The sequence below is a fragment of the Zavarzinia aquatilis genome, assembly GCF_003173035.1.
Taxonomy (GTDB): domain Bacteria; phylum Pseudomonadota; class Alphaproteobacteria; order Zavarziniales; family Zavarziniaceae; genus Zavarzinia; species Zavarzinia aquatilis.
This window is the reverse complement of sequence record NZ_QGLE01000001.1, coordinates 110,594-132,330: the sequence shown is the minus strand read 5'-3', so window position 1 is coordinate 132,330 and position 21,737 is coordinate 110,594. Positions and strand designations below refer to the sequence as shown.

Below are 21,737 nucleotides of genomic sequence, written 5' to 3'. Positions count from 1 at the left end.
CTTGTCCTTCACCCATCCCGCCGCAACCGACGGCGCCGAAGCCGCCGCCTTTTTCGCCGCCAATCCGGATATCGAGGCGGTCCAGCTGGTGCTGACCGACACCAGCGGCGTCGCCCGCGGCAAGACCGTGCGCCGGCACGAGCTGGCCTCGGTCTATACCAACGGCCGGCCCCTGCCCTGTTCCATCCTCGGCCTCGACGTGACCGGCGCCGATGTCGATGAAACCGGCCTCGTCTGGGAAGAAGGCGACGCCGACCGTCTGGCCTTCCCCGTGCCCGGCACCCTGCGCCGCGCGCCCTGGCTGCCCGTGCCCACGGCACAGGTGATCCTGTCGGTCTGGCACCTCGACGGCCGGCCCGAGGAGGCGGACCCGCGCCACGCCCTCGCCCGGGTGGTGAAGCGTTACGAGGCGCTGGGCCTCACCCCCGTCGTCGCGGCCGAGCTGGAATTCTATGTCGTCGATCCGGAGATCGGCCCCGACGGCATGGTCCGTCTCGCCAAATCGCCGCTGACCGGCCAGCGGCTGGTGACGACGCAGGTCTACGAATTGAACGCGCTCGAGGAATTCGGCGCCTTCCTGACCGAGCTTCAGGCCGCAGCCGATGCCCAGGCCCTGCCGGCGGAAACCGCGATCAGCGAATTCGCCCCCGGCCAGTTCGAGATCACCCTGCGCCACCAGCCCGACGCCATGAAGGCGATCGACGAAGCGATCTTCTTCAAGCGCACCATCAGGGGCGTCGCGCAGAAGCACAATCTGATCGCCACCTTCATGGCCAAGCCCTTCACCGGGCGCACCGGCTCCGGCCTGCATCTCCATTTCTCGATGAACGACGAGAGTGGCCGCAACGCCTATGCCAGCGAGGACGAGCGCGGCCCCGCGATCATGCAGAGCGCCGTCGCCGGCCTCATTGAGACCATGCATGAGGCGACGGCGATCTTCGCCCCCGGCGCCAATTCCTACCGCCGCTTCCGCCTCGGCTCCTATGCCCCGATCGCGCCCTGCTGGGGCGTCAACAACCGCTCGGTCTCGGTGCGGGTGCCGATCGGCCCGGCGAACAGCCGCCATATCGAGCACCGGGTCTGCGGCGCCGACGCCAATCCCTATCTGGCGCTGGCCGCCGTCCTCGCCGGGGCGCATCACGGCATGGTCAACAAACTGACCCCGCCCGCGATCATCGCGCGCGACGGCTATGCCGAGACGGCGGAACGCCTGCCGACCCAATGGGCCGATTCCATCGCCATCTTCGAGACATCCGCCCTGATGCGGGATTACCTCGGCGCGCGCTATACGGAAGTCTTCACCGCGATCAAGAAGGCCGAACTCGACCGTTTCTACGCCCAGGTCTCGGCCCTCGACTACGTCTGGTACCTGCGCAACGCCTGAGGCGGCGGGATCGACCGAAAAGCGGCCGCGATCACAATTTGCGGGCGCGGCGAAGGTTGGCATTGCCACCGGGCTGGGGCATCCTGCGGCCATGACCGCGACATTGTCCCGACACCCGCCGGCCGCGACCCTCGCCGGGCTGAGCGATGCCCTCGCCGCGCTCTGCCTCGAGGCGGGCACGGCCGAGAGCGCGCTGGAAGCGGCCATCGCCGAGGTCCTGGTCCATCGGCCAAAGGCCCGGCCCGGCCTTGTCCGACGCCTGTGGGGCACATTGCCCGCCGGTGATGACGACCGGGGCGACGATGGCGCGCGAGCGCGCCTGCGCCGGGAAATCGAAGCCGCCGACGGCCGGCGGATCGCCATCGCCTGGATCGCCGCGCAGGCGGAAACCTTGCCGCCCGGCCCCGGCGGCGACAGCGTTCGCGCGCATCTGCTGCGCGCCGCCGTCGAAGCCGGCGCGGCCGAGCAGCGACGGGCCGAGGCCGGCCGGCAGGCGCTGCACGACCTGATGCCGCTGCGGCGCGAGGGGATCGGCGCATGATCGACATCCTGCTGTCCCCGGCCAACCGGCCCTTCGCCATCGCCATCGGCCTGATGCTGGGTCTCCTCCTGGTCGAGCTGCTGGGCGCGCTGACCGGCTTCCGCCTGGGCGAGCACGGCGCCGACCACGATGCCGACATCGCCGATCACCACGCCGAGGCGGAGGGCGGCGTGCTCGACTGGATCGGCCTCGGCAAGGTGCCGCTGGTCGTGTTGCTGGCCGAATTCTGCGCCGCCTTCGCCAGTTTCGGCCTTCTCCTGCAGGAAGTCGCGGGCGCGGTGCTCGCCCCCCTGCCCGGCTGGGGCGCCGCCCTCGCCGTGCTGGCGCCCGCCGTGCTCGCCACCCGCTGGCTCTCCATCGGCATCGCCCGCGTGCTGCCGCGCGAGGAAACGGTGGCGGTCAGCGTCGACACATTGGTCGGCCGGATCGGCAAGGTCGGCAGCGGCACCGCCCGGGCCGACAATCCGGCCGAGGCCATGGTCAAGGACCAGCACGGCCACGCCCATTACGTCCGCGTCCGCCCGGCGCTGGACGGTGAAATCCTGAGCGCCGGTGCCCGCATCGTGCTGCTCGCCCGCGAGGGCGGTGTCTTCACCGCCACCCTCATGCCCGATCTCGACACGCCGGGGAAAATCCCATGAATGAAGAACTCTTCGCCGTCCTGACGCCGGTCGTCCTCGGGCTCGTCCTTCTTCTGGTGGTCGGTCTCGTCTTCGCCCGGCTCTATCGCCGTGCCTCCAAGGAAATGGCCTTCGTGCGCACCGGCCTTGGCGGCTCCAAGGTCATGCTGGACGGCGGCGCGCTGGTGCTGCCGGTGTTCCACGAGATCACCGGCGTCAACCTGAAGACGCTGAAGCTGGTCGTCCGCCGGGCCGAGAGCGAGGCGCTGATCACCAACGACAAGCTGCGCGCCGATGTAACCGTGGAATTCTTCGTCCGCGTGAAGCGCGATGCCGATGCGATCCACATGGCGGCCCAGACCCTCGGCACCCGCACCAATGACACCGATGCCCTGCGCGAGCTGGTCGAGGGTAAATTCGTCGACGCGCTGCGCGCCGTCGCCGCCCAGATGACGCTGGAGGACCTGCACCTCAAGCGCGCCGACTTCGTCCAGTCGGTGCAGAATGTCGTCGCCGAGGATCTTGCCAAGAACGGTCTCGAACTCGAATCCGCCTCGCTGACCGGCCTCGACCAGACCGACCAGAAATTCTTCAACCCGGAAAACGCCTTCGACGCCGAGGGCCTGACCAAGCTGAAGGAAAAGACCGAGCTGAAGCGCCGCGAGCGTTTCGTCGTCGAGCAGGACACGGAAGTCGCGATCAAGCGCAAGAATCTGGAAGCGACGCGCGAGAAGCTGGAGCTGGAGCGTCAGGGCGAGGACGCCGTTCAGGCCCAGCAGCGCGAAATCGCCTTCATGCGCGCCGCCGCCGCGACCGAGATCGCCAAGAAGGAAGCGGCCGCTCAGCAGGAGGCGGAGAACGCCCGCATCGAAGCCCAGCGCAAGGTCGAGACGGTGAAGATCGCCAAGGATCGCGATCTCGAGATCGAGCGCCAGAAATCGCAGATCGACGTCGCCAAACAGTCGGAAGCCCGGGTCGCCGCCGAAGCCTCGGCCGAGCGGGCGCGCATCGAGGCCGACCAGCAGGTGCAGTCGGTCCGCATCGAAACGGAAAAAACAGTGGCGATCACCCGCCAGCAGTCGGAAATCGCCCTCGCCGAACAGTCGAAGGCGAAGTCTGCCGCCGAAGCCGCCGCCGCCCAGGCCAAGGCCGAGGAAGTGCGCGCCGCCGAACAGGTGGAAACCGCCCGCGCCCTTGAAAAGGCCGAGCGTCAGCGCCAGGTCGAATTGACCGAAGCGCGCAAGGAAGCCGAGAAGGAAGCCCTGAAGGTCACCGTCGGCGCCGAGGCCGAGCGCCGCGCCGCCGACGAGATGGCGGAGGCCCGCCGCATCGAGGCCCAGGCAGCGGCCGATGCCGAAAGGATCGGCGCCGAAGCCCGCGCCCGTTCCTACGAAGTCGACGCCGCCGGCCAGCAGGCCCTGAACGCCGCGCGCAACACCCTGACCGACAAGATCATCGCCCAGGAAATCCGCCAGCGCCTGATCGAGAAACTGCCCGAGATCATCGCCCAGATGGTGAAGCCGGTCGAAAAGATCGACTCGATCCGCATCGTCGACACCGGCGGCCTCGCCCGCCTCGCCGACGGGGCCGAGGCCGGTGCGTCCGTGCCGGGTGACGAGGGTAATCTCGCCGACCGGGCGGTGGCGGCGGCGCTGCGCTATCGCACGCAGGCGCCGCTGCTCGACAGTCTGCTGGCCGAGGTCGGCCTTTCCGGCGGCAAGGGGCTGGACGGCCTGCTGCCCAAGACCGACGACAAGTAAGTTCGGTCAGTAGCCGACGGTGAAGCGCCGACGCTCATGCTTCGGCGCCTCGACTTCGTCGGCGAGGGCGATGGCATAATCGGCGAAGGAAATCGAGCTGTTGCCATCGTCGGCGACCAGAAGCCCGTCGGTGCCGAGACGGAAGGTCCGGGTGCGCGGCCCGTCGAAGAACAGCGCCGAGGGGGAGAGGAAGGTCCAGTTCAGCGCCGGCTCTGCCTTCAGCCGGTCGAGGAAGACCGCGCCCTTCAGGGCCTCGGCCTTGTAGATGGCCGGGAATTCCGGCGTGTCGACGACGCGAAGGCCCGGCACCGCCTCGAGGCTGCCGGCCCCGCCGACGACGTAGTAGCGCTTCACCCCCGCGGCTTTCACCGCGCCGATCAGGGTTTCCGGATCGCTGGCGAGGAAATGCACGGCGGAGATCGCGATGTCGTGCCCGGCCAGGGCGGCGGCGAGCGCCTTTCCGTCGTTGGCGTCGACCGACAGCGGCGTGACGCCGGGTCCGGCGGCGATCTTCGAGGTGTCGCGGGCGATGGCGGTCACCTCATGGCCGCGCGCCACCAGTTCAGCGAGGATTTTCGAGCCGGCGTTGCCGGAAGCACCGATCAGGGCAATCCTGGACATAGAATGGTTCCTTTCAGTCATCAGGTTTCCAATGGATACCAGATGACATCTTGAAATCTGCTTGTGAAGAGGGCACTTTACGGTCATCTGGTAACCCTGACGAAACCCGGACCCGCGCCATGAACAGCCCCGATGCCTTCAACGCCCTGTGCCCGACGCGGCAGATCCTCGACCGCATCGCCGACAAATGGACCGTCTTGCTGCTCGGCCTGCTGGCCGGCCGCACCATGCGCTTCAACGAATTGCGCCGGGGCGTTGACGGGTTGTCGCAGAAAGTCCTGTCCCAGACCCTGAAGAGCCTGGAGCGCGACGGGCTGGTGACCCGCGCGGTCTATCCAACTGTGCCGGTCACGGTCGAATACGCCATCACGGACCTCGGCCGCACGCTGGCGGCGACGCTGGAGCCGCTGCGTCTCTGGGCGGAAAGCCATATGAATGTAATCGAACAGGCAAGGGCCGATTTCGACCGCCGGCAGCAAGCGGCGGCATGACGCCTGCGCCCCTGTGATTTAGACTGACCGGCATCGCGACTTCGTGAAGGCCGGGGGGGTCTGGGCATGTCGTCACTCGCGCGCCTTGCTGGCGGCGCCTTGCTGCTGCTCGGCCTCGCTTTCGTGTGGCCCGCGCAGGCACAGGAACCACAGGCCGAGCCGACGGCGGAACAACTGCGCACCGAGGCCGAATTCCGCGAGGGGCTGCAAGCCGTCGCGGGCGGCGACTATGCCGCCGCCATCGCGATTTTCGACGCCATTCTGGCCCGCGACGCCAGCCTCGTCCGGGTGCGGCTGGAACTCGCCCGGGCGCTGTTCCTCGCCGGGGATCAGGACGAGCGCGCCCGCTTCCAGTTCGAGCGGGTGCTGTCCGCCGACCTGCCCCAGGCGGTGCAGGACAATGTCGAGAAATTCCTGAACGCCATCCGCAAGCGGCGGCGCTGGACCCTGTCGGCCGAACTCGCCATCGTGCCCGACAGCAACATCAACGGCGGCCCCGACAGCCGGGAAGTGAACCTCGTGTGGTTCCCCGGCCGGCCGTTCGAGCTGAGCGATTCCGCGACGCGGAAATCCGGTGTCGGCCTCTATAGCGCGGTCAACGGCAGCTATCGTTTCGACCTCGCCGATCATTGGCGCCTGCAGACCAGCGGCGGCCTCAGCCAGCGCACCTTCACCGATTCCGAATTCGACGATACCGTCCTTTCGGTCACCACCGGCCCCCGCTACCTTCTCGAGCGGGGCGAGATCGGCATCGGCCTGACGGCCTACCATTGCTGGTACGGCCTCGATCCCTATAACCGCTTCGTCGGCCTCCAGATCGACGGCAATTACCTGCTCAGCCGCAGCGTCCGGGCGGAAGCCGCCTTCCGCATCGGCGACGACCGAAGCGCCCTCGACTTCGGACGCGACGGCCTGTCGACCGATGGCTCCGTCACCCTGCGCTACGCCGTGCTGCCGGAGCTGTTGCTCTACACCGCCGCCAGCGCCCAGCGGGAGGATTTCGACAATGCCTTCTACGCCAATGTCGGCGCGGGCCTGACTGCGGGCATCTATGGCGACCTGCCCTGGGGTTTTTCCGCGGGCGGCTCGATCCGGGTCGCCCGTACCTGGTACGACGGTTACCAGCCCGCCTTCGCAACAACGCGCGAGGACGAGAGCCGGCAATACACGGCCTTCATCCTCAACCGGCGGATCAACGTCTGGCGGGTGACACCCAGCCTCCGCTACACCCACATCGACAACGACTCGAACATCCCGATCTATTCCTACGGACGGGATCTGTTCCAGATCGGCGTAACGAAGGAATTCTGACCCGGGATCGGCTCAGACCGAACCCGGCCGCTCGATCACGAGGATACGGGCGGGGCCGACGGGATGGGCGACATGCTCCGCCCCGATGCCGGCATGGACGATGTCGCCCGAGGCCATGCGCGTGACGCGCTCCACCCCTTCCCCGTCCTTCCAGTGCATGTCGACCGTGCCGTCCAGGACGACGAAGACTTCCTCGCCATCGTTGACGTGCCAGACATAGGGCCGGTCGGTCCAGTGCAGGCGCACCGTCGCCGCGTCGAAACGGGCGATGTCGAGGGCGCCCCAGGCCCGATCCGCCGTGAAGCCCTTCGGGTCGATGAAGCGCATCACAGCAGGTCTTTCACCGTCTCGGGCGGGCGGGTCGCCCTGCCGCCCTTCCCCGAGGTGACGATGGGCCGGTTCAGCAGGATGGGATGGGCGGCGATCGCGTCGAGAATGGCCTCGTCCGGCGCGGTCGCGAGCGCCATTTCCTTCGCCAGCGGCTCCTTGGTCCGCAGCAGGTCACGGACGGACAGGCCCCTGGTCGCGGCCAGCGCCGCCAGTTCGGCCCGGCTCGGCGGCGTCTTCAGATATTCGACCACCCGGGGCTCCACCCCGGCATCGCGGATCAGCTGAAGCGTGGTGCGCGATGTGCTGCATTTGGGATTGTGATAAATAGTCACCGTCATGATCGGGTCCTGGAGTCGCTGTCGGCGGCGAGGATAGCACCGCGCCGCACCGGGGCACGCATCATGTCGCGGCGGTCACCGCCCGGCGAAGCACCGGGCCGGACCCGAGGAGAGGAAACGATGACGCCACCCGCCCTGCGCCTGTTCGGCGCACCCTGTTCCTATTACACGGCGAAGGTCCGTTCGGCCCTGCGCAAGCAGCGTCTGCCCTTCCGCGAGGATTTCCAGAGCCACCCCTATTACCGGACCCATGTCCTGCCGGTGACGCAGAACCAGCGCATTCCGGTGCTCGAATTCGCCGACGGCCCGATCGTGCAGGATTCGACCGAAATCCTCGACCATCTCGAAGCCCGCGACCTGCTCGGCGCACGCCCGGCCGGGGTCGCGCGGGTGGTGGAACTCTTCGTCGAGGCTTATGCCGACCGGGCCATGCTGCGGCCCGCCATGCATTACCGCTGGAACTTCCGGGCCGAGAACGAAGCCTTCATCATCGGCGAATTCTCGCGCCTGATCGCCATGGGCGACACCGGGAAGGGATCGGAACTGGGCCGCGTCATCGCCGGCCGCATGTCGGCCTATCTGCCGCCGCTCGGCATCACCGAGGCGACGATCCCGGCGATCGAGGCGCAATATCTCGCGTTGCTCGACGCTCTCGACCGGCATTTCGCGCATCATCCCTATCTGCTGGGCGGCAGCCCGTCCCGCGCCGACTACGGTCTGATGGGGCCGCTCCATGCCCACCTCGGGCGCGACCCTCATGCCGTGCCGCTGATGCAGCGCCGCGCCCCCATCGTCTATCGCTGGACCGAACGCATGAACGCGGGCGAGGACACGTCGCCGGAATTCCCCGATCCCGCCCCGGGCTTCGAGATCACGGCGGACCTTTGCCCCGTGCTCGACCTGATGGCCGCGGAATTCGGGCCGGAACTGGCGGCGACGCTCGATCTGTTCGGGACCTGGGCGGCGGAGCGTACCGACATGCCCGCCGGCACCCCGGTCTCGTCCAAGGGCGTGGACCAGCCCAGCTTCGGGCCGGTGCGCTTCGATATCCAGGGCATCACGTTCGAGGTGATGTCGGCCGGCCATTCGCTGTGGATGCTGCAGCGGGTGCAGGATGCCTTCGCGCGGCTGGACGACGCGGAAAAGGCCGAGGCCCGCGCGCTGCTGGCGGCCGGCGGCATGGCCCGCCTGCTCGACGAAAAAATGCCCCGGCGACTGGGCCGCCAGGGCAACAAGTTGACGGTGGCTTAGGGAAGTTCAAAGGCTTCGGGCGATCACCATGCGCTGAACGTCCGACGTGCCCTCGTAGATCTGGCAGACGCGGACGTCGCGGTAGATCCGCTCCACCGGGTAATCCGCCAGGTAACCGTAGCCGCCCAGGGTCTGGATGGCGACGGAACAGACCCGCTCCGCCATTTCCGACGCGAAGAGCTTGGCCTGGCTTGCCTCGATCAGGCAGGGCAGGCCGGCTTCGCGCAGGCGCGCGGCGCGGTGCACCATGAGGCGCGCGGCCTCGATCTGGGTCGCCATGTCGGCGAGCCGGAAGCCCACGGCCTGGTGGTTCATGATCGGCTGGCCGAAGGTGACGCGCTCCTTGGCATAGGCGACGGCGTAATCGAAGGCGGCGCGCGCCATGCCGACCGACTGCGAGGCGATGCCGATGCGCCCGCCTTCGAGGTTGGACAGGGCGATCTTGTACCCCTCCCCTTCCTTGCCCAGCAGATTCTCGGCCGGCAGGCGCAGATCCTCGAAAATGATCTGGCAGGTATCGGAAGCGTGCTGGCCCAGCTTGTCCTCGACCCGGGCGACCTTGTAGCCCGGGGTATCGGTCGGCACGATGAAGGCGGAAATGCCCTTCTTGCCGGCGGCGGGATCGGTCACGGCGAAGACGATGGCGACCTTGGCGTTTTTCCCTGAGGTGATGAACTGCTTGGTGCCGTTCAGCACATAATGGCTGTTGCCGTCCCTGGTCGCGCGGGTCTTCAGGTCGGCGGCGTCGGAGCCGGCCTGGGGTTCGGTCAGCATGAAGGCGCCGATGGCCTTGCCGGCGGCCATGTCGGGCAGATAGTGCGCCTTCTGCGCCTCGGTGCCGAACTTCAGGATGGGCAGGCAACCCACCGAATTATGCACGCTCATGATGGTCGAAAGCGCGCCGCAGCCCGCCGCGATCTCTTCCAGCGCCATGGCATAGGCGAGATTGCCGGTATCGGAGCCGCCCCATTCCTCCGGCACGACCATGCCGAAGAAGCCGAGCTCGCCCATTTCCGCGACCGCTTCCGCCGGGAATTCGTGGTTGCGGTCCCAGTCGGCGGCGAAGGGGGCCAGCCGCTCGGCGGCGAAGGAACGCGCCGCGTCGCGGATCTGGACCTGTTCCTCGGTGTAACCGAAGTCGCTCATCTCAGTGCACCAGCTCGACCGCGAGGGCGGTCGCTTCGCCGCCGCCGATGCAGAGCGAGGCGACGCCGCGCTTCAGGCCGTATTTCTCGAGCGCGGCCAGCAGCGTGACCAGGATGCGCGCGCCCGAGGCGCCGATGGGATGGCCGAGGGCGCAGGCACCGCCATGGACATTGACTGCCGCCGGATCGAGGCCGAGTTCGCGGATCGCCGCCATGGCGACGACGGCGAAGGCTTCGTTGATCTCGTAGAGATCGACGTCCTTCTTGCTCCAGCCGGTTTTGGCGAACAGCTTCTCGATCGAGCCGATGGGCGCGGTCGGGAACAGGCTGGGCTTGTCGGCATGGGTGGCGTGGCCGCGGATGACGGCGATGGGGGCGAGGCCCCGCTTCTCGGCTTCCGAGCGCTTCATCAGAACGAGCGCGGCGGCGCCGTCCGAGATGGAGGAGGAATTGGCCGCTGTCACCGTGCCGCCCTCGCGGAAGGCGGGCTTCAGGGTCGGGATCTTGTCCATCTTCGCCTTGGGCGGCTGCTCGTCGCTCGAAACCTCGCCGCCCTTCTTCAGGGCGACGGGCACGATTTCCTTGACGAAGGAGCCGTCCTTGATCGCCGTCTGCGCCTTGGTCAGGGAGGCGATGGCATAGGCATCCTGTTCCTCGCGGCTGAACTGGAAGTTTTGCGCGCAATCCTCGGCGAAGGTGCCCATCAGGCGGCCCTTGTCGTAGGCATCCTCGAGCCCGTCGAGGAACATGTGGTCCATGACCCGGCCATGGCCCATGCGATAGCCGCCCCGCGCCTTGTCGAGGAGATAGGGCGCGTTGGTCATGCTCTCCATGCCGCCGGCGACCGCGACATCGGCCGAGCCGGCGAGGATCAGGTCATGGGCGAACATGGCCGCCTTCATGCCCGAGCCGCACATCTTGTTGATGGTGGTCGCGCCCGCGCCGAGCGGAAGGCCGGCGCCCAGCGCCGCCTGACGGGCCGGGGCCTGGCCCTGACCGGCGGGCAGCACGCAGCCGAAGACGATTTCCTCGACCGCCTCCGGCGCGAGGCCGGCGCGGGAGAGCGCGGCCCGGATCGCGGTCGCGCCGAGCTGCGAGGCGGTGAAATCCTTCAGGTCGCCCTGAAAGCCGCCCATGGGGGTACGCGCGGCACCGACGATGACGATGGGATCTTCCATGATGCGTCTCCTTGTTATTTGGCGGCCATGCGAAGCGCGCCGTCGAGACGGATCACTTCGCCGTTCAACATGCGGTTCTCGGCGATATGCTTGACCAGCGCGGCGAATTCCGCCGGATAGCCGAGACGCGAGGGGAAGGGCACGAGCTTGCCCAGGGAGTCCTTCACCTCCTGCGGCATCCCCGCCATCATCGGCGTCTCGAAAGTGCCGGGGGCGATGGAGACGACGCGGATACCGGTGCGGGCCAGCTCGCGCGCGATCGGCAGGGTCATGCCGACCACGCCGCCCTTGGACGCCGCATAGGCCGCCTGGCCGATCTGGCCGTCATAGGCCGCGATGGACGCGGTGTTGACGATCACGCCGCGTTCCCCGTCCTCGCCCGGCTCGTTCTTCGCCATGGCGAAGGCGGCGACGCGCAGCATGTTGAAGGCGCCGATCAGGTTGACGTTGATCACCTTGGCGAAAGTGTCCAACTTGTGCGGCATGTCGCGACCGACGACCTTTTCGCCGATGACGATGCCGGCGCAATTGGCGAGGCCGTGCACGGCGCCGAATTTGGCGATGGCGGCATCGACCGCGGCCTGCCCGTCGTCGGCGTTGGTGACGTCGGTCTTCACGAAGATCGCGTTGGGGCCAAGGCCCTCGGCGACCGAAGCGCCATTCGGATTGACGTCGACGAGGACGGCATTGCCGCCCGCCGCGATGACCATCTGCGCGGTCGCGAGGCCGAGGCCCGAGGCGCCGCCGGTAACGATGAAGGTCTTGCCCGTGATCTGCACGTCAGGCTCCTGAAGATTGTAGTCGTCGTCCCGGCGCAGGCCGGGACCTTGGGACGAAAGACGCGATACGCGCGATCAGGCCGCCGAGGCGTCCTTGGTCTTGGCCACTTCCTGATTGCGCAGGATGAAACGCTGGACCTTGCCGCTCGGGGTCTTGGGCAGGTCGGTCACGAATTCGATCTCGCGCGGGAAGGAATGGGTCGACAGGCGCTTGCGGACATATTGCTGCAGCTCTTCCGCAAGCTGGTCCGACGGCTCGAAGCCCTTGGACAGGACGACGAAGGCCTTCACGATCTCGGTCCGTTCCGGGTCGGGCTTGCCGACCACGGCGGCTTCGATCACGGCGGGGTGCTCGATCAGCGCGCTTTCGACATCGAAGGGCCCGATGCGATAACCGGCCGAGGTGATGATGTCGTCCGAGCGGCCGACGAAACTGACCGAGCCGTCGTCATTCAGCTCGACCGTGTCGCCCGTCAGGTAGTAATTGCCGACGAAGCTGGGGGTTTCGCGGTTCAGGTAGCCGGGGAACCAGAACAGCGGCGACTTGCTGCGGTCGATGGCGAGAATGCCGGGCTGGCCCACCGGCAGTTCTTCCTGGCCCTCGGGATCGACCACGACGGCATGGTAGCCGGGCATCGACAGGCCGGCGGAGCCCATGCGGATCGGGTGCTCGATGCCGTGGTGGTTGTTCACCACCATGCCCATTTCGGTCTGGCCGTAGTGATCGTTGATCGGCGCCGCCAGATGTTCGGCGAACCAGCGGATCACCTCGGGGTTCAGCGGCTCGCCCGCCGAGGAGACGGCGCGCAGCTGGCCCTTGATCGGCGCGGCGGCTTCCGGCCCGGCCGCGATCAGCAGACGGTAGGCGGTGGGCGAGCCGGCCAGATTGGTGATGCCCAGCTTCTTGATCAGGCCATAGGTCGATTCGACGGTGAAGGAGCCGTCATAGAAGGTCGTGGTGTGGCCGAGCAGCAGAGGGCCGGTGACGGCGTAGTAAAGGCCGTAGGCCCAGCCCGGATCGGCGATGTTCCAGAACTTGTCCTCGGGCAGCAGCTCGACCGCGTCGCGCATGTAGACGCCGAAGGACAGCAGCGCCTTCAGCGGCACCGGCACGCCCTTGGGCAGGCCCGTGGTGCCCGAGGTGAACATCAGAAGGAAGGCGTCGTCCGCCCCGCGCAGCACCGGCGCGAAATCGGCCGGCTGCTTCGCCAGTTCCTCGGCGAAATTCATGTCGCCGGCCGGCACGTCCTTGCCCACGGTCAGGACCGGCGGGCAGTTCGGCACATCGTCGAGCTTAGAGCGGTTGCCGAGATCGGTGACGACGAAGCGGCTTTCCGCCGTCTTCACCCGGTGCTCGATCGCCTTGGAGCCGAAGGCGGTGAACAGCGGCTGGTAGACGCAGCCGGCACGCCAGGTGCCGAGGATGGTGACCAGCAGCTCCGGCGTCCGGGGCAGCAGGCCCGAGACGCGGTCGCCGGGCTTCGCGCCGTTGGCGACCAGGAAATTGGCGAATTTGGCGGACAGATCGCGCAGCTGCTCGAAAGTGTAATCGGCGCTGCTGCCGTCCTTGCTTTCATAATGAAGAGCGACCTTGCCGGCGCCGACATGGGCGTCGCAGCATTCGAGGCAAGCGTTCAGGCCCCCGGCGAGACTGCCCTTCAGCAGCTCCTGCTCGAGCGCGGCGACGGAAAACCCGGCAATGACGGAATCATAGGTACGCTTCATCGGCGCATCTCCCTTGGCTTGTTCCGGCCCTCGGCCTTTGGCGAACGGGTTAAGCCCATTGCGCGTCGGCCACAATGGCAGCAGGCTCCAAATTCGGCGACGGAATTTGCCATGCCGGACAAGGGGGAACGGCCCAAGGCCATGATGCAGCGCGGCACGATTTCGGTTCATCTGGTCGAGGAGGCGCTGGTGGTCGCCCGCCAGCGCGGGTTCGACATCGACGCCGTGCTGACCCTTGCGGGCATCGCCCCCGGCCTTCTGGCCGACGCCACGGCCAGGGTGCCGGCCAGTCAGTATGCCGCGCTCTGGATACACCTGGCGCGGGCGATGAACTGCGAATTCTTCGGCATGGACCGCCACCCGATGCGCCCGGGCAGTTTCACCCTGATGGCGCGCAGCGCCCATGGCGCCGAAACCGTCGGGCAGGCGCTGCGCCGGGCCTTGCGCTTCATCTCGCTGATCCTCGACGATTTCCAGCCCCGACTGGTGCGCGAGGGCGAGCGGGCGTCCGTCGTCCTCACCGAGACCGGCGAGCCTTTGCGCGCCTTCACCTATTGCACCTTCTGGCTGATTCTCCACGGCCTGACCTGCTGGCTGGCGGGCCGCCGCATTCCGGTGACGGCGGCCGAATTCCGCTGCGCCGAGCCGCCCTATACCGAAGACTATCGCACCCTCTTCACCCACGATCTGCGCTTTGGCCGAAGCCGCACCCGGCTGGAATTCGACGCCGCCGTTCTCGACCTGCCGGTGAAGCGCAGCGAGGCCGAGCTGAAGAGCTTCCTGCGCCGCGCCCCCGCCAATATTCTGGTGAAATACCGCTCGAACGACAGTCTGACCGTACAGGTCAGACGGCGGCTGCGCCGGCTCGACGCCACCGAATGGCCGGATTTCGACCGTCTGGCCGGGGAATTGCACATGTCGCCGTCGACCCTGCGCCGCCGGCTCGACGGCGAAGGCCAGAACTATCAGGCGATCAAGGATTCGCTGCGCCGCGACCTCGCCATCCGCTGCCTGAGCGAAGGCACCAACAGCGTCGCCGACATCGCCGAACGGCTCGGATTCGCCGATCCCAGCTCGTTCCACCGCGCCTTCAAGAAATGGACCGGCATGTTACCCGGCGAATTCCGGCGTGGCAGCGCCGGGGCCGAAACGGCGGTGCCGCGGGACGACGGCCGGGCCGCCTGAATTTCCCCTGTCGGCAGACAAGGCGCCGCCGATTTCAACCGGGCGCTCCAGGCCTTAACCTGTCCTTAAAGGTATAAACGCAACTCTGCTTGCGAAGCCATTCCTGGCGCAAGGCTGGGCGCCCCGATTTGAAATGACAGAACGTCTCGTCCCCCGCGGTTCGCGTTCTCGCCGTGACACCCCCTCTTGGGGGAAAGGCGGTACGGCGTGAACGGCATCACCGCCAACGACACGCACGCCGCGGCCATCGACGCGGCGCGGAGCAAAGGCGCCACCATGCGGCGGGGCTTGCTGGCGACGGCGACACTGGTCGGCACCGGGGCGCTCTACCTCCTTCTCGCCTTCCTGGGCACGACCCTCGCGCAGATCGCCGATCCGTCCTTTGCCCTCGGCTTCGCCAATGCTGCCGTCCTCGCGTTGCTGTGGCGCAGCGCGCCGCACCGCGCCCTGCCGGCCCTCGTCGGTTCGGGACTGGCCTGCCTCCTGTTCGACATGGCGGGCGGGACGAGCTTTTTCTCCGCCGCCGGCCTGTCCTGCGCCGTCACCGTTCACATTCTCCTGACGCTCGGCCTCGCACGGAAAACGCGCGGATACAGGAATGGCATCGGGGGTGAATTCCGCGCCCTGCTCGTTGCGGCCGCCGGGGTTCCGTTGCTGACCGGCTTCATCGTCGCCGCCAACAGGGTCGGCATGGCCTCTTCGCCGCTGCCCTTCCTTTCAGTCTGGTGGCTGTGGTGGCTGTCATCCTGCGTCGGCGTGATCGCGCTTCTGCCGATCGCCCTGTCCTATGATGCGGCCGCGGTCCGGCGTTTCGCCCGGAGCCGCTGCACGCTCGGCCTGATCGGCACGATGATCGCCTGTTTCGCCATCGTCGCCTTCTCAGACATCGCGGGCCATACCGCCTTCGCGCTTGTGTCGATCACCCTGGTGCTGGCATCGCTCCGCCTGCCCCGCTTCGCCACGGCCGTGGCGGCGGCAGCCTGCAATCCCGTAATCCTGATCGCTTTCGACAATCGGGTCGAAGTCCCGCTGCAGGCCAGCCACATCCTGGCGATGCTGCCGTCATGGCTGCCGGCGCTCGCGCTGCTGGCGGCGCCTTACGCCATCGCCCGCCTGATCGAGGAACACCGCGGCAATCAGCGCGTCCTTGAGGAAAACGAGAGACGTTTTCGCGGTGCCATGGACAATGCCGCCATCGGCATGGCCTTCGTCGCCCCCAATGGCATCATCGTCGAGAGCAACAGGGCGTTCGCCGACATGCTGGGCTACAAGCCAGCCCAGTTGGTCGGCACCAATTTCCGCGACATCACCTATCCCGACGACCTGACCCACGATGTCAGCCAGCTCGAGCGGATACTGGAAGGCGCGATCGACAGCTACCGGATGGAAAAACGCTACGTCACGATTGACGGGCGGGTCATCTGGTGCAATCTGGCGGTCTCGGCCTCCCGCGATGCCGAAACGCGGGATGTGCTGCATCTGATCGCCCAGATCGAGAACATCGACCAGCGCAAGAAGGCCGAGGCAGCCCTGAGCGAGAGCGAAAGCCGCTGGAGTTTCGCGCTCGAAAGTTCGCGCCACGGCGTCTGGGACCGCGATCTCGTGGTCGGCCGCACCCTTTATTCACCGATGTGGACGGCGATGCTGGGGCTGCGCCAGGAAGACGTCGGCGACAACGAGGAAAAATGGCTGGAGCTGATCCATCCCGATGACCGGGAACGGGCACTCCGCCTCGACGAGGCCTGCATCGCAGGAACCACGGATAATTTCGCGGCCGAATTCAGGATGCGTCATCGCGACGGGCGCTGGATCTGGATTCTCGACCGGGGACGAGTGGTGTCACGCGACGCGGACGGCAAGGCCACCCGCATGATCGGCACCCATGCCGACATCACCGCCCGCAAGGAAGCGGAACAGAACCTGCGCGATCTGAGCGCCGCCCTGTTCGAGGAAAAGGAACGGCTGCGGGTCACGCTCTATTCGATCGGCGACGCCGTCATCTGCAGCGATACCGCCGCCCTCGTCACCTTCATGAACCCCGTGGCGGAGCAATTGACCGGATGGACCGCCGCCGAAGCCCTGGGCCGCCCGGCGGCAGACATATTCCGCCTCCAGGACACCGCAACCGACGCCGATCTGCCGAACCCGATCGAAGCCTGCCTGCGCGAACTGAAGCCCTATTACGTCAAGAGCGACGCCAAGATGCTCAATCGCGCGGGCCGTTACCTGAACGTCCAGGATTCGGCGGCGCCCATTCGCAACGCCGACGGCGAATTGCTGGGCGCCGTGCTGGTGTTCCAGGACGTGACCCGAGCGCGCGAACTCGAACACGAACTGGAACAATCGGCCCGCCACGACGTCCTGACCGGCCTGCCCAACCGCCTCGCCCTCGAACAGAGCCTGGTCGAGGCCTGCGATGAAGTCGTGGCCACGCGGCGCCGCTTCGCCCTCGCCTTCATGGATCTGGACCGCTTCAAGATCCTGAACGACAGCGCCGGGCACGAGGCGGGTAACGCCCTGCTGGTCGAAGTCGCCCGCTGCATCAGCTCGCTCGTTGGCGCAAATGACCTGACCGTGCGTCTCGGCGGCGATGAATTCGCCATCCTCCTGGCCGACCGCAGCATCGACGAGGCCGAGAGCCTTGCCCGCACCCTGATCTGCGCGCTCTCCGCCCTCACCTTCTCGTGGGATGGCAAGCCCTATCACGTCACGGCCAGCATCGGCCTCGCCGAGATCGCCGACGGCACCATCGCGGTCAGCGAATTGATGAGCCGGGCCGACGTCGCCTGCTATACCGCGAAATCGACCGGCCGCAACCGCGTCTGCACCTATCGCGCGGACGAAAGCGACGCGGGTCGTTACCACCGCGATATCCAGATCGCCTCGGGCATCCGCGCCGCCATCGCCGCGGACCGGTTCCGCCTGTTCGCCCAGCGTATCGAATATCTGCAGGACAGCACTCCAGGCCGGCGCTATTACGAAATCCTGCTGCGGATGCAGGGCGAAAACGGCGAATTGCTCTACCCCGGCCATTTCATTCCGGCAGCGGAGCGTTACGATCTGATGAGCGAGATCGACCGCTGGGTGATCCGCACCACCCTGCGCCGCTACGGTCCGCGCCTGCCCGTCCTCGGTGACTTCGCCCTCGCCATCAACCTGTCGGCCAATTCGCTGAACGACCCCAACCTCTGGACCTTCGTCGGTCACGAGCTGGAAGTCTCGGGCATCTCGCCCCACCGCCTGCACTTTGAGATCACGGAAACGGCGCTGATCAACAACATGGCCGCCGCCAATGATTTCGTCGCCTGCGCCCGGGCAACGGGCTGCGGCATCACCCTCGACGACTTCGGCGCCGGCCTCAGCTCGTTCTCTTATTTGCGGCAGTTCCCGGTCGACGAGCTGAAGATCGACGGCAATTTCATCAAGCAAATCACGACGAGCGCGGTCGACCGCGCCATCGTCGAATCCATCAACGAGCTGGGCCACAAGTTCGGCGCCTATACGATCGCGGAATTCGTCGAGGACGAGGCGACGATCGAACTTCTGCGCGGCATGGGCATCGACATGGCCCAGGGCTATGCCATCGCCCGGCCCGTGCCGCTCGAGCAGATTCTCGGCGAGGCCGAGGCGGGGAGCGCCTGACGCGGCTCAGGGGTTGTTGCGCTCCTGACGGCGGCGCTCCTGGTCCTCGCGGCGCCTTTCCTGTTCCTGCGCGCGCGCATCGCGTTCCTGCTGGATGCGAATCTCGCGAAGGCGGCGTTCCTCGCGCTGCTGGGCCTCGCGCTCGCGGGACTGGCGCATCTGCTCCATCTCGCGCTGGCGCCGTTCGGCCTGCTGCTGCTGCTCGCGCTGCTGCCGCTCCAGCTGCTGGCGCAATTCGATTTCGCGCATTTTCTGATCGTGAAGCTCGCGGTCGCGCATCTGCTGTTCGCGCTGGCGCAGTTCGATTTCGCGCTGCTGCTGTTCCTGACGTTCGCGATCGCGATCGCGGTCCTTGATCTGCTGATCGCGCTGGCGTTGCTCGTATTCGATGCGGCGCCTTTCCTGCTCGCGGCGCTCCTGTTCACGGTGCTGCCGCTCCCAGGCCGCGCGGCGGGCGGCATCGTCGTTATAGGAGCCACCATAACCATAGTCGTTGGGATAGGGCTGGCGATAACCGCCATAGCTCCCACCACCGTAATTCCCGCCGCCATAGCTGCCGCCGCCATAGCCGCCACCGCCATAGCTGCCGCCGTCATAACCGTCGTCATAGGCGACACAGGCCGAAAGTCCGCCGGCCATCAAGGCGGCCGTCATCAGCCGCAGAGAACGCCGAACCCAAGTCTGCCTGATCATTCCCGTTACTCCCGGCGGCCCGTGAAATCGGAGCCTCGCGCCGCATCAATGCGCCGAAGGGGAACAGGGTTGCACGCTGGATGATGATTTCGCGATGCCGACCGTCAGGGATCGCCGCGCCGGTCCGCTTGCGCTATCCCTTTTGCGGCACCGCCTGCCGCACACACTTATTCAGCGCCGGAGCGAGCCGATTCCGGCAAGGGCGATATTCGAGGTGACTTGCAAATGCATATGTTCCCGCGTGTCCTTGGCGCCGTCGTGTCGATCGCCACGCTTTGCGCCTGCGTGCCCGCGTCATGGGCGGGAGGGGCGACCGAGCAGTTGCGGGAGGCCCATACCGTAAAAACGGCCCAGGGCGCCGAGGAATGGCGCCTGACGTGGAGCGAGCCGCCGACGCCCGTCTGCGCCGCCGATGATGTCGAGATGGCCTCGACCTGCCCCTGTTCCGGTTTTGCCTATGGCGAACAGGGGCATCTGTCGATCATTCGGCTTCGGGATGGCAAGGAAATCGACCGCCTCGACCTTACCCCCCTGTTCGCCGGGGCCGACCTGATGGAAGGCGGTCTCGCGGTCCTGCAACGGCAGGCGCCGCGGCCCGACGATCTCGACCGCTTCTACGCCGACGATCCGAAACTGGCGGCGGCGATCGCGCGCCGGCCCGAGACGGCGATCATGAAGTTCGCCGATTACGACCGGGACGGCCGGGCCGAGGAATTCCTGCTGCAGGTCGGCACCCTGCCCTGCGACAAACATCAATTCGTGGCGATCGGCCTGCCGAAGGGGGCGGACCGACTGAGAGCCCTGACGGCCGAGGGAACGGAGGAACCCCTCGTCCTGCCCCTCGCGGCCTGGGAAGCCCTGCGGCGGTCGACAGCGCCGAAGACGGTCGAAACCTGGGCCTGCGGCGATCACGGCAGCGAGCAGCGCGAGGAGATGGTGGTCTTCGCGCGGGACGGCGCGATCAGCGTCAGCGAGCGAAGCACGCCCTGCGCCGGCACCCCCTAGGGGCCCAAATGGAAACGGGGCCGGCTTGCGCCGACCCCGTTCCGAACTTGCCTGGAAGGCTGGATCAGAAGTCCATGCCGCCCATGCCGCCCATGTCGCCGCCCGGCATCGCGGGGGCCTTCTTCTCGGGCTTGTCGGCGATCATGGCTTCCGTCGTGATCAGCAGGCCGGCGACCGAGGCGGCGTCCTGCAGAGCGGTACGGACAACCTTGGTCGGGTCGATGATGCCGGCCTTGACCATGTCGGTGAAGACGTCGTTCTGGGCGTCGTAGCCGATCTTCGGATCCTTGTTCTCGAGCAGCTTGCCCGAGATCACGGCGCCGTCCTTGCCGGCGTTTTCGGCGATCTGGCGCACGGGGGCCAGCAGGGCGCGACGGATGATGTCGATGCCGTGCTTCTGGTCCTCGTTACCGACCGAGAGCTTGTCGAGAACGCGCGAGGCATAGAGCAGGGCCGAGCCGCCGCCCGGGACGATGCCCTCTTCCACCGCGGCGCGGGTCGCGTGCAGCGCGTCGTCGACGCGGTCCTTGCGCTCCTTCACCTCGACTTCGGTCGAGCCGCCGACCTTGATCACCGCGACGCCGCCGGCGAGCTTCGCCAGACGTTCCTGCAGCTTCTCGCGGTCGTAGTCCGACGAGGTCTCTTCGATCTGGGCCTTGATCTGGCCGACGCGGGCCTGGATCTGGTCCTTCTTGCCGGTGCCGTCGACGATCGTGGTGTTTTCCTTGTCGATGACGACCTTCTTGGCCTGGCCGAGCATCTTCAGGTTCACGTTCTCGAGCTTGATGCCCAGGTCTTCGGAGACGACCTGACCACCGGTGAGGATCGCGATGTCCTCGAGCATCGCCTTGCGACGATCGCCGAAGCCCGGAGCCTTCACCGCCGCGACCTTCAGGCCGCCGCGCAGCTTGTTGACGACGAGCGTGGCCAGGGCCTCGCCTTCGACGTCTTCCGCGATGATCAGCAGCGGACGGCCCGACTGCACGACCGACTCGAGGACCGGCAGCATGGCCTGCAGACCCGAGAGCTTCTTCTCGTGGAGGAGGATGTAGGGGTTGTCGAGATCGACCGTCATCTTCTCCGCGTTGGTCACGAAGTAGGGCGACAGATAGCCGCGGTCGAACTGCATGCCCTCGACGACGTCGAGTTCGGTGTCGAGGCCCTTGGCCTCTTCAACGGTGATGACGCCTTCCTTGCCGACCTTTTCCATGGCCTTGGCGATCATCTCGCCGATGGCCTTCTCGCCATTGGCGGAAATGGTGCCGACCTGGGCGATCTCGGCAGAGCCGGCGATCTTCTTGGACTGCTTCTTCACGTCGGCGACGACGGCCTCGACCGCGACGTCGATGCCGCGCTTCAGGTCCATCGGGTTCATGCCGGCGGCAACGCCCTTGCAGCCTTCGCGAACGATGGCGGCGGCGAGCACGGTCGCGGTGGTGGTGCCGTCACCGGCGATGTCGTTGGTCTTCGAGGCCACTTCGCGCACCATCTGGGCGCCCATGTTCTCGAACTTGTCGGCGAGTTCGATTTCCTTCGCGACCGAGACACCGTCCTTGGTGATGCGCGGCGCGCCGAACGACTTCTCGATGACGACGTTGCGGCCCTTCGGACCGAGGGTGACCTTCACCGCGTCGGCGAGGATCTCGACGCCGCGCAGCATGCGCGACCGGGCGTCGGTGTTGAAACGAATGTCCTTGGCAGCCATTGGCTTAATCCTTCAAATCTTCTGGCGGATCAG

19 protein-coding genes are annotated in these 21,737 nt (G+C 67.0%); 10 read left to right on the top strand and 9 right to left on the bottom strand.

Going from position 1 to position 21,737, the window contains the following annotated elements:
• The first annotated feature begins 1 nt into the window (after position 1).
• The 4 genes from DKG74_RS00625 (at position 2) to DKG74_RS00610 (ending at position 4,305) form a co-directional block, all read left to right on the top strand.
• A complete protein-coding gene (locus tag DKG74_RS00625) occupies positions 2–1,384 on the top strand; it encodes a glutamine synthetase family protein (protein WP_109901572.1) in 1,383 nt (460 codons plus the stop codon).
• Between the two features lie 91 nt (positions 1,385–1,475).
• Entirely contained in the window at positions 1,476–1,925 is a 450-nt protein-coding gene (locus tag DKG74_RS00620) for a hypothetical protein (RefSeq protein ID WP_109901570.1), read from the top strand.
• Positions 1,922–2,566 (top strand): OB-fold-containig protein, encoded by a 645-nt coding sequence (locus tag DKG74_RS00615; protein ID WP_109901568.1) that lies wholly within the window; start codon positions 1,922–1,924, stop codon positions 2,564–2,566. The genes DKG74_RS00620 and DKG74_RS00615 overlap by 4 nt, the downstream gene beginning before the upstream one ends.
• Positions 2,563–4,305 (top strand): flotillin family protein, encoded by a 1,743-nt coding sequence (locus DKG74_RS00610; RefSeq protein ID WP_109901566.1) that lies wholly within the window; start codon positions 2,563–2,565, stop codon positions 4,303–4,305. Before DKG74_RS00615 ends, DKG74_RS00610 begins: the two co-directional genes overlap by 4 nt.
• A 6-nt stretch (positions 4,306–4,311) precedes the next feature.
• Here the strand turns inward: DKG74_RS00610 and DKG74_RS00605 are convergent, their stop codons facing one another.
• On the bottom strand, positions 4,312–4,926 hold the full coding sequence (locus DKG74_RS00605; RefSeq protein WP_109901564.1) for an NAD(P)-dependent oxidoreductase: 615 nt from the start codon (positions 4,924–4,926) through the stop codon (positions 4,312–4,314).
• Positions 4,927–5,045: 119 nt separating this feature from the next.
• Between DKG74_RS00605 and DKG74_RS00600 the strand changes: the two genes are divergently transcribed.
• Complete coding sequence (locus DKG74_RS00600; protein ID WP_109901562.1) at positions 5,046–5,417, top strand: winged helix-turn-helix transcriptional regulator; 372 nt, start codon at positions 5,046–5,048, stop codon at positions 5,415–5,417.
• 66 nt (positions 5,418–5,483) lie between these two features.
• Positions 5,484–6,728, top strand: coding sequence for a surface lipoprotein assembly modifier (locus tag DKG74_RS00595; protein WP_109901560.1), 1,245 nt, complete (start codon positions 5,484–5,486; stop codon positions 6,726–6,728).
• A gap of 12 nt (positions 6,729–6,740) precedes the next feature.
• Here DKG74_RS00595 and DKG74_RS00590 read toward each other — a convergent pair whose 3' ends face one another.
• Both DKG74_RS00590 and arsC read right to left on the bottom strand, forming a co-directional pair.
• Entirely contained in the window at positions 6,741–7,055 is a 315-nt protein-coding gene (locus tag DKG74_RS00590; RefSeq protein ID WP_109901559.1) for a cupin domain-containing protein, read from the bottom strand.
• The gene (gene arsC, locus DKG74_RS00585; protein WP_109901558.1) at positions 7,055–7,396 is read right to left on the bottom strand and encodes an arsenate reductase (glutaredoxin); all 342 of its coding nucleotides are present in this window, start codon (positions 7,394–7,396) and stop codon (positions 7,055–7,057) included. Before arsC ends, DKG74_RS00590 begins: the two co-directional genes overlap by 1 nt.
• Before the next feature lie 120 nt (positions 7,397–7,516).
• Here arsC and DKG74_RS00580 point away from each other — a divergent pair, with 120 nt between their 5' ends.
• Positions 7,517–8,647, top strand: coding sequence for a glutathione S-transferase family protein (locus DKG74_RS00580; protein WP_165837460.1), 1,131 nt, complete (start codon positions 7,517–7,519; stop codon positions 8,645–8,647).
• 6 nt (positions 8,648–8,653) lie between these two features.
• On the opposite strand, the gene DKG74_RS00575 is transcribed toward DKG74_RS00580, so the two are convergent.
• The 4 genes from DKG74_RS00575 to DKG74_RS00560 form a co-directional block, all read right to left on the bottom strand.
• A complete protein-coding gene (locus DKG74_RS00575) occupies positions 8,654–9,793 on the bottom strand; it encodes an acyl-CoA dehydrogenase family protein (protein ID WP_109901556.1) in 1,140 nt (379 codons plus the stop codon).
• A 1-nt stretch (position 9,794) separates the two neighbouring features.
• Positions 9,795–10,970: an acetyl-CoA C-acyltransferase gene (locus tag DKG74_RS00570; RefSeq protein ID WP_109901555.1), complete on the bottom strand. Its 1,176-nt coding sequence runs from the start codon at positions 10,968–10,970 to the stop codon at positions 9,795–9,797.
• Positions 10,971–10,984: 14 nt separating this feature from the next.
• Positions 10,985–11,749, bottom strand: a complete 765-nt coding sequence (locus tag DKG74_RS00565) for a 3-hydroxyacyl-CoA dehydrogenase (RefSeq protein WP_109901554.1) — start codon at positions 11,747–11,749, stop codon at positions 10,985–10,987.
• A gap of 75 nt (positions 11,750–11,824) precedes the next feature.
• Positions 11,825–13,474 (bottom strand): AMP-binding protein, encoded by a 1,650-nt coding sequence (locus DKG74_RS00560; protein WP_109901553.1) that lies wholly within the window; start codon positions 13,472–13,474, stop codon positions 11,825–11,827.
• A gap of 111 nt (positions 13,475–13,585) precedes the next feature.
• Here DKG74_RS00560 and DKG74_RS00555 point away from each other — a divergent pair, with 111 nt between their 5' ends.
• Both DKG74_RS00555 and DKG74_RS00550 read left to right on the top strand, forming a co-directional pair.
• Positions 13,586–14,659 carry an AraC family transcriptional regulator gene (locus DKG74_RS00555; protein ID WP_207779186.1) on the top strand — a complete coding sequence of 358 codons (1,074 nt, stop codon included), beginning with the start codon at positions 13,586–13,588 and terminating at the stop codon, positions 14,657–14,659.
• 207 nt (positions 14,660–14,866) lie between these two features.
• Entirely contained in the window at positions 14,867–18,301 is a 3,435-nt protein-coding gene (locus tag DKG74_RS00550) for an EAL domain-containing protein (protein WP_109901552.1), read from the top strand.
• 6 nt (positions 18,302–18,307) lie between these two features.
• On the opposite strand, the gene DKG74_RS21950 is transcribed toward DKG74_RS00550, so the two are convergent.
• Positions 18,308–18,994, bottom strand: coding sequence for a hypothetical protein (locus DKG74_RS21950; RefSeq protein WP_133251455.1), 687 nt, complete (start codon positions 18,992–18,994; stop codon positions 18,308–18,310).
• Positions 18,995–19,219: 225 nt separating this feature from the next.
• Here DKG74_RS21950 and DKG74_RS00540 point away from each other — a divergent pair, with 225 nt between their 5' ends.
• Entirely contained in the window at positions 19,220–19,999 is a 780-nt protein-coding gene (locus DKG74_RS00540; protein ID WP_109901549.1) for a DUF1062 domain-containing protein, read from the top strand.
• Between the two features lie 64 nt (positions 20,000–20,063).
• On the opposite strand, the gene groL is transcribed toward DKG74_RS00540, so the two are convergent.
• Positions 20,064–21,704: a chaperonin GroEL gene (groL, locus tag DKG74_RS00535; RefSeq protein WP_109901547.1), complete on the bottom strand. Its 1,641-nt coding sequence runs from the start codon at positions 21,702–21,704 to the stop codon at positions 20,064–20,066.
• Between the last annotated feature and the right edge of the window lie 33 nt (positions 21,705–21,737).